Source organism: Paenibacillus sp. J2TS4, from assembly GCF_018403245.1.
Lineage (GTDB): Bacteria > Bacillota > Bacilli > Paenibacillales > NBRC-103111 > Paenibacillus_L.
In genome coordinates this window covers 106,239-114,443 of record NZ_BOSH01000018.1, presented here as the reverse complement: position 1 = coordinate 114,443, position 8,205 = coordinate 106,239, and the positions used below count along the sequence as shown (strand labels likewise).

Below are 8,205 nucleotides of genomic sequence, written 5' to 3'. Positions count from 1 at the left end.
TCAACTTCTTTTAATTCCTTGTTTTCCAAAATCATCACCCGTCCATAAAGTGGTTCTCACTTATTCGACGTTTGAGGGTTGGAATTCCTTCCTCATAATAGGAAACTTACTGGTTCAACTTATATAGACAATTTTAAAAAATATAGTGAAACTTCCAAAGAAAATTAGGATAAATTGAAGCGACATGCAGGTGTACTCATAATTTACTGAAAACACTAAATTCACACGGCCTTCCTTTTGGAAGGTTTTTTCATTAGTACAAAATTAAAGGCTAGAGACTAAAGTCCAGGAAATATAAAAAATGCTTTACCAGATCGCTAGCGGTGAACCGTATAACAAGTAACAGCAAGTTTTCTTGTCTAACCTGGCCCAAGAGACGCAACTTAGTTGTGCACAAATAGTTGCGATGCGAATGGTCAACTGTTCTATACTTTGGTCGAGAGGAGGGAATTAGATGGATTGGCTTGAGCGGATGAACAGGGCAATGGATTATATCGAATTGAACTTGGCGGGAGAAATTGAACTTAGTGAAGTTGCCCGTAGAGCTTGCTGTTCGTCTCATCAGTTCCAAAGAATGTTCTCGTTTATTACAGATGTAACGCTGGCGGAGTATATTCGGCGTCGTAGGCTTACCCTTGCCGCACTTGAATTACAAAATAGTGAGACTGCAAGAGTTGGCTACCCACATCAGGCTACGAGCAAGTTAGTGGAATGGAGTTCGAAATTTACGGCGAAAAAGCCGGATTAGACTACGTTGAACTATGGTTTGCCGTTAGAAAGGTCTAAACATCCGAAAATATGAGTCGACAGATGGACAACTCCGCCAACTTCTTCAGCCGCAAGTTTGCCACCTGCTATGGCATGAATCCGAATGTGTATCGCAGGAACACGATAATCTCTTGAAAAAACATGCGCATGGTCCAATGATGGTCATGCGCATTTTGCGTCGCAGAGCTAAACTGCGGCAGTTATTCCACATTAGCGAGCAAGCCTTGCCGACTTAGCGGCAGACCGGACTCGTAAAGGTGTGAGATATCGCTGAAGCCAAGACATCTTGGGACCGCCCTGTCGGCTGAACGCTCCTCCAGAAGGATCGTTGTGCCTTCTTGTTATATTGACGGGCAGACCGTCATGGGATCTGTCCGGTGACCAATGCCCCCGGTGTCGGCGTCTGCCGCAGGGAATCCGGCACCCTGCGTTCCATGAGTCTGTCTACCGGATCGAAGGAGGCCGGGTAATAGTAGACGATGCTCTCTCCATCCGAGGCGTCGCAGCTTGTGCCTTGTGTGCACTCCGAGTCCCCGCTGCCTACGTTGTACCAGACGGTGGAGTAACGGTCGACATCCTTATTGCCGAGCGGGCCGATGATGCCGACGAGCCGCTCCTTGTACGCATGGATATCCGTTGCGGGTGCAGTGGTGATATAGACGAATTGGTCGGAAGCCAGGCTTGTGCCGTAATGGCTGTTGAAATCGGAAATCGTTCGATCGGGGTTGCTGAGCAGCCATACGATCTTGGTATCTCCGGGAGAGATCGTCATATCGGCTCCCCGGCCGGCATCGTGCAGCTTGAATTGAAACAGTTCGTATTCCCAGGGGGCCGTCTCTTTGATTTTCCAATAATACGTAATTAGATGATCGGTCAGATCAATGGTTTGTCCGCTGTTGTTGTACAGTTCGATATAACGGTAATCTTGATGGCCTGTGCTGTTCAAGACTGTTTCCGTGATCAGCAAGTCGCCCGGTGTTACCTGGGCTGGCGGGACTGCGCTTGTCAAGCTGACCGCGTCCGTCAAATAGATGCGATCGAGCGGATAGACGGACGGATAGATCGACGTATCCGAATATTTCGGCCCGGCCGATTCGAATGAGACGTAAACGTTTCCATCGTAAGCGAAGATGCCTTCGGATTGAGGCGGCATCCTGAGCGATTTGACCAGGTTCATATTGTCCAGGAACCAGATCGGCACCTCCGGAGAACCGAAGCGATTCGTAGTAGCGTCCGGAGTGCCGGACAAATCGAGATCATAGACTAACAATTCGCTGTCGTATTGAGGTCCGTAGGATTTGCTTAATATCACCTTGTCGCCGATCATGTCCATGCCTTGGATCTCATCGGGAATGGACAAGATATAGTCGGGCACGGCCTGATTCGTACCCGGGCGCTTGCGGGTTGGATCGATCGTATCGTCGCTGTTCAGTTTGAAGCCGACCATCCAAGCCTTATGCGTGCGCCCCATCCGGTTCGTCATGTGGTGGGCTGTGTCGGTCGAATAATTGTATCGGCCGTATTCGCCTATCCATAGAATGCCGTCTTCGTAGCCCATGCTTCCGGATTTACTTTCCAGCTCAATCGCGTCGGAGAACACAAGGGTATCCATATGGACGGCATTCTCAAGGTCCTCGAGCTTGAACTGGTAGGCGTATTTCCAGGACGCGATCCAGCCGTGGACGTCGGATACGGCGATACCCGCAGCATGCTCGTCGTAAGGCGTAGCGGCATCCTTGAACATCTTGACGGCCTTCACGAACTGGCCGGTCGTCCGATCGACGACGGCTATGATACTGGGCTGGCCGCTGTCGTGGTAGTAAGTGATCAGGATCCAGTCTTTCGCCGGATAATAATCCACACCTTGCTGCACGTATCCTTCGTCCAAGCCCGGGATGACGGGTCCTGCGCTGCTGATGTCGAAGAATTCGTCATAATTGACCGTCACTTTGGTCGTACTGAATGTCATCTCGGTTTGGGTCACAGGCGGCGGCGGGACTTGCCAGTCAGCCAGTGTGCCCGGTGAACCCGGCATTCCGAATGATTCGGCTTTGCGCACCATCTCGCGGCTGGCCGTATCGAAATTCGCTGGCGCATAATAATGCACGCTCTCGCCTTGCGAGAAATCACAGGTGGCGCCCGAGCAAGCACCCAGACCGGCATCTGCGTTGTAACGGACGAAGGAATGGCGGTTCACGACTTGATCATACGGCGCTGCTACGATGGAGAAGTAGCGCTGTTGCGTAAAGGACCACCCGCTGCCTTGGATATAGACGAAATTGTCGGCGGACAAGGAGGTGCCATAGGCGGAATTGAAATCGGCGACCGTTTTGGTAGCATCCGATAGCAACCATACGACCTTGGTGCTGTAGGGCTGAATAAACATATCATTCGTCCGCCCGGCCGAGATGATGTCGTAGGACGTGGCGCTGCTGTTGAGCCAGGGCTCACTGTTCACGGCTTGCCAGTAGTACATGATTTTATGCTGCGACAAATCGATGGCATTCCCGCTGTTGTTGTAGATCTCCAAATAGCGGTAAGGCGAATTCGTCCCGGGGGAATGGATCATGGCTTCAGTGATCAGCAGCTTCCCGGGGACGGTTGGGACTTGCTCCTGGGACACGCTTCCCGGCGTCGGGGTGCGATGATAAGAGCCAGGGTCGCGGCGCTCCATCTCCCGGCTCGTCGTATTGAACGCTCGGGGATAGTAGTATTCGACGCTTTCTCCTTCGGTGAAGTCGCATGAAGCGCCGCTGCAGCTGCCGAGTCCGGCGGATTCATTATATCTGGCGAATGTGATCCGATCCTGAACCTTGTCATAAGGGGCGGACGCGACGGCAAAGTATCGCTGATTCGTGTGAGCCCACCCGCTCCCTTGAATATAGACGAAGTCATTGTCGTCCAGGCTGGTGCCGTATGCGGCGTTGAAATCAGCCGTTGTTTTGGTGGGATCACTCAGCAGCCAGACCACCTTGGTGTCATAGGGACGAATGTACATGTCATCCGTGCGTCCGGCGGACACAATCTCATATGGGGTGACCGAGCTGTTGGCCCACGGATCGTTAGAGACGGCTTGCCAATAGTACAGAATCTTCATGTCGGCGAGATTAATTGAACGACCGGTATTGTTATACAGCTCAATGTAGCGGTAAGGGTCGTCCGCGCCGGGAGAATCCGACATAATCTCGGTAATCAGGAGAGAGGGCGGCACTTCCGCGGCTGCGTTCGTTTGATTGGGCGACCAAGCTAACAGGACAACCGCGCATAGGAGAATCATTCCATAATGAATACGATTAAGCTTCCTCATTTAATTACCTCCTCGTTTATGAGGTCGATGTGACCTCGAATCCGACTTGGCGATAATCGAGTCGGTACGTACCGTCCGGAACGAGCTCGATGATATTCACGCTGGATGTAGTCCCGGCAATCATCGCTACACCATTGATAAAAGTGAGGCCCGACTGCAGTGCTCTGACCTCTGAATGACGCTCCATCCACACCGCGCCGGGAGCCTCCGGCCTTCCCGTCCATTCGTCAACCAGATGGATGTCGGTCATCCAATAGATACGCAGATCTATCACCTCCTCTCTTTCAATCCATCATAAGGAAAAAGAAAAACGGGAAGATACGCATATCCCGCTATTTAAACGAAGGATTCGGTTATCTTGAGTTATGCCCTGCCGAACGCGTCCGCAGCATGGCTCGGATGGCCTTGGGATCAGTCGCTGCAGCAGATGAGGGTCCGCCATTCGTCTGGACGGGCCTATGTTCGCGTGCTATCCACAACTCGCAATATCCCGCCGTTCCCGTTGTTTCTCGTATGAATCTCTAGATAGCAAGGCGAGTCAGGTTAGCAGAATAATGAAGTTTGAATAGCGTTATATCACTATAGCCTCCTGTTCTTAGTTGATATAATCGTCCTTATCAGGCAGACACCTAGTACAACCGAATATAGGAGAGTGATTAGTGAAAGCGATTGATTTTGTGGAAGTTAATCTATTATTACACTGGTTTATGTTGGCAAGGTGAATAGTAGAAAACACAAATAAGGAAAATGGGGGAATCGGAATGAAAAGAACAATCGGCCTCATTATGATTATGCTCTTGCTGGCAGGCGCTATATTGGCGGGCTGCTCCGGCTCGAACAACCCGTCTGACCAAAAGGGGGATTCCGGGAGCGACAATGGCAACAATGCCGATAGCGGCAATAAAGTAACGATCACGCTGTGGAATCGCATAGCAACCGATATGTTCGACAATGTGATTGCAGGCTTCGAGGAGGAAAACCCGAATATTAACGTCAAGTTGGTAAATCTGCCGCAAGCCGGACAGGATGTAGCCCAGTTCCAGGCGGCCATCACGAGTGACGAGCTGCCGGATCTCTTCGTCCGGCCGACGACATACAGCCTTACCCAACTGGTAGGGCTCGGGAAGCTGCATTCCTTGGATGACATCTTCCCGGAGAGCATCCATGACCAGTATACTGCGGGCACCTTCACCGAAGGCATGACTATGGTGGATGGAAAGGTATATGTTTTCCCGCTGTTCTCGTCCCTGCATGGATCGCTCATGATGTATTACAACAAGAATGTGCTGAACGAACTAGGTATTGCCGAGTCGGACATTCCCAAGACCTGGGACGAATTCCGTGTCTTCGGCAAAGAAATCTATGACAAGTCGGGCGGTCAAAAATACGCGCTCACCTTCGGGGCCATGACGAATTATATGGACAATTATTTGCTGAATCAGCTGTCGGCCCCGATCTCCCCGGAGACGGGCATGAATTATAGCTCCGGCCGCTACGAGTGGAATACGGCAGGGATGAAGGAAACCATGAATTACTTCAAGCAGCTGTATGACGAGAAGGTTCTGCATCCGTCCACAATCGATTCGGATACGGGGAAAGCTTATTCGTTGATGAAAAGCGGCCAGGTGGCCTTCATGATCCAAGGAAACTGGGGGGGCGACTACCTTACGACGGATGAGGGCGACAATGTATTCACTACAGATGAATGGGGTGTCGTACCTCTGCCGACGAAGGACGGCGGACCCTCCTTCCAGTATTTCGAGGGTGGTGCCGGCGAATCGGTATCCGTCGCCCATAATACGAAGCATTGGGAGGAAGTCAAGCTGTTCCTGGAATATCTGAAGGAGCATATCTATACAGATATCGTTTCGACAGGCTCGACGCTGCCATCGAAGAAGATAGAATTGCTCGGCGACATTGAATCGCCGTTCCCTCAATATGATACGATCGGCGAGATTATGCTGCAATCCAAGGTGCTGACGCCAAGCGTCTACAAACGCAGTCCGGACGCAACGGAAGTAATGAAGCAATTCCAAAGCTACTTGCCGCGCGAGAATGTCGGTACCATCTTCTTGGCGTATCTAACCGGACAGATCGATAATCTCGACCAATTGCTGCAGCAGCTGACCGACGACTATAACCGGGCGCTGGATAAGGCCATCGGGGAGTCAGGCGGGAAGATAACTCGGGAAGACTTCATCTTCTCGGACTGGGTGCCAGGGAAGCCGTACGAAGGGTAAACAAATAACGAGGGAAACATGGGAGGATATCCTATGTCTCCTCTCTTATTTCGCATCAAGGATTAAAAAGGAGGTTGCCTGATGAAGCACAAGAGGACGACCGGAAAGATCAGACCCCAGCTGCGCCGCAAATATATCTGGGCTTACGTGTTTATTTTGCCGCAGCTCCTCTATTTTTTACTCGCATCCTTATATCCGATCGTCATGAGTTATGTTTATTCTTTTTATGAGTGGGACGGACTCGGCCCCTTGGAGAAATTCGTCGGATTCGCCAACTATACGGAACTCCTTAAGGACGAGATGTTTTGGAACAGCTTTGAGAATGCGCTCATCTATGGGGTAGGCACTACCGTGATCTCTGTTGTCGTGTCCTTCCTTCTTGCCCTCATATTGAATGAGCCGCTAATGAAAGGAAAAGCCGTCTACCGCTCGGTGTATTTCCTCCCTGTCGTCACCACTACGGCGATCGTAGGGGTCATCATGAATAACATATTCGGCATCCAAGGCTTCGCGAATGTATTGCTGCAACAGCTGAAGCTGATCTCGGAACCGATCCGCTTCTGGCTTGAGCCGAATCTGGCGATGTTCTTGCTGATCATTATCGGCTCTTGGAAGCATATCGGTGTGGTCATGATTTACTGGCTGGCTGGCCTGCAGATGATTCCGAACGATCTGTACGAAGCGGCACGAATCGACGGGGCGAACTATGGGAGGACGTTATGGCACATTACGATTCCGCTCTTGAAGCCGGTTGCGGCCACGATCCTGCTGCTTACGGTCGGAAGCAGTCTCCATGTGTTTGACCTGGTAAAAACGTTGACGAACGGAGGCCCTTATCACCAAACCGAGACGATCGAACTGTTTATTTATCAATATGCGTTCGCTTCTGATTTCGGGGGCGCGCGGGTTGGGTATGCTTCGGCAGCGGGCGTATGGCTGGGCTTGTTCGTCCTGTTGGTCAGCTTGTTCTTCGGCTGGCTGGTCATGAAATCGGGCGGCAGCACGAAAAGGCAATTGGCGAAGGGAGGGGGGAGGCTATGACCTCGAACAAGACGGTTAAGGCGATCATTCACATCATCCTGATCATTGTAGGAATCATCTGGATCTACCCATTCATCTGGATGGTATCCTCCTCACTCAAAAACAATATGACGTTCTTCACCTCCGGGATCAATCCAATCCCTAAGGAGTGGCGGTGGGATAATTATGTCCGCGCCTGGGAGGTCGCCCAGTTCTCCGACTACTTCATGAATTCGGTCATCATTACGGTGTCGACGGTCATCATTGTGGTCGTCTTGAGCTGTATGACCGGCTACGCGCTAGGCAGGGTCGCCTTTCCTGGACGTACGGCGTTGATCGCGGGCGTGGTCGCCCTCCAGTTTATCCCGAAAGGGTATACAATCATCCCGCTGTATCAGCTTGTCAATTACTTGGGACTGAAGGATTCCTACCTGGGAGTCATTTTCGCGGAGTCCTCCGGCGCCCACGTCCTGTTCATCCTGCTCTTCGCGGCCTTCTTCTCGAAGGTTCCGAAGGAGATTGAAGAATCCGCCGAGATAGACGGATGCGGATTCGTGCGAACGTTCGCCAGCATTGTGCTGCCTACGGCGAAGCCTGTGATCGCGACGGTTTCCATTATGCAGTTTATATGGACTTGGAGCTCATTCTTGGTTCCGCTCGTATTAACGATCAACAAGCCGGAATTGAGAACGTTGTCAGTCGGCATGCTGTCCTTCACGGAATTGTACGCCACGGATTGGACCGGGATGGCCGCAGGGGCCACCATCGCACTGCTGCCGGTGATGCTGATTTTTATTTTCATGCAGCGTTATTTTTACGAAGGCATATCCGGCGCCGTAAAATAGAAACGAGCACATAGGAGGAAGCAGA

The 8,205-nt window shown here is 51.4% G+C and carries 6 protein-coding genes and 1 pseudogene; 5 read left to right on the top strand and 2 right to left on the bottom strand.

The features are described 5' to 3' along the window. Positions 1-454 precede the first annotated feature (454 nt). Positions 455-676, top strand: a pseudogene (locus tag KJS69_RS26385) (AraC family transcriptional regulator); the annotation flags it as partial. Between the two features lie 453 nt (positions 677-1,129). On the opposite strand, the gene KJS69_RS26380 reads toward KJS69_RS26385, so the two are convergent. After that, the gene (locus tag KJS69_RS26380) at positions 1,130-4,075 is read right to left on the bottom strand and encodes a lamin tail domain-containing protein (RefSeq protein WP_213586798.1); all 2,946 of its coding nucleotides are present in this window, start codon (positions 4,073-4,075) and stop codon (positions 1,130-1,132) included. 16 nt (positions 4,076-4,091) lie between these two features. Next, positions 4,092-4,349, bottom strand: a complete 258-nt coding sequence (locus KJS69_RS26375) for a hypothetical protein (protein WP_213586797.1) — start codon at positions 4,347-4,349, stop codon at positions 4,092-4,094. Between the two features lie 84 nt (positions 4,350-4,433). Here KJS69_RS26375 and KJS69_RS26370 point away from each other — a divergent pair, with 84 nt between their 5' ends. From KJS69_RS26370 to KJS69_RS26355, 4 genes are all read left to right on the top strand, one after another. Beyond that, positions 4,434-4,592, top strand: a complete 159-nt coding sequence (locus KJS69_RS26370) for a hypothetical protein (RefSeq protein WP_213586796.1) — start codon at positions 4,434-4,436, stop codon at positions 4,590-4,592. 244 nt (positions 4,593-4,836) lie between these two features. Then, the gene (locus KJS69_RS26365) at positions 4,837-6,315 is read left to right on the top strand and encodes an ABC transporter substrate-binding protein (protein WP_213586795.1); all 1,479 of its coding nucleotides are present in this window, start codon (positions 4,837-4,839) and stop codon (positions 6,313-6,315) included. An 81-nt stretch (positions 6,316-6,396) separates the two neighbouring features. Then, complete coding sequence (locus tag KJS69_RS26360; protein WP_213586794.1) at positions 6,397-7,356, top strand: carbohydrate ABC transporter permease; 960 nt, start codon at positions 6,397-6,399, stop codon at positions 7,354-7,356. Next, positions 7,353-8,180: a carbohydrate ABC transporter permease gene (locus tag KJS69_RS26355; RefSeq protein WP_213586793.1), complete on the top strand. Its 828-nt coding sequence runs from the start codon at positions 7,353-7,355 to the stop codon at positions 8,178-8,180. The genes KJS69_RS26360 and KJS69_RS26355 overlap by 4 nt, the downstream gene beginning before the upstream one ends. Positions 8,181-8,205 lie beyond the last annotated feature (25 nt).

What these genes read in the sequence shown, in the direction of transcription:
- KJS69_RS26380 (WP_213586798.1), bottom strand. Translation starts at nt 4,075, where the DNA reads ATGAGGAAGCTTAATCGTATTCATTATGGAATGATTCTCCTATGCGCG.
- KJS69_RS26360 (WP_213586794.1), top strand. Translation starts at nt 6,397, where the DNA reads ATGAAGCACAAGAGGACGACCGGAAAGATCAGACCCCAGCTGCGCCGC.
- KJS69_RS26355 (WP_213586793.1), top strand. Translation starts at nt 7,353, where the DNA reads ATGACCTCGAACAAGACGGTTAAGGCGATCATTCACATCATCCTGATC.
- KJS69_RS26365 (WP_213586795.1), top strand. Translation starts at nt 4,837, where the DNA reads ATGAAAAGAACAATCGGCCTCATTATGATTATGCTCTTGCTGGCAGGC.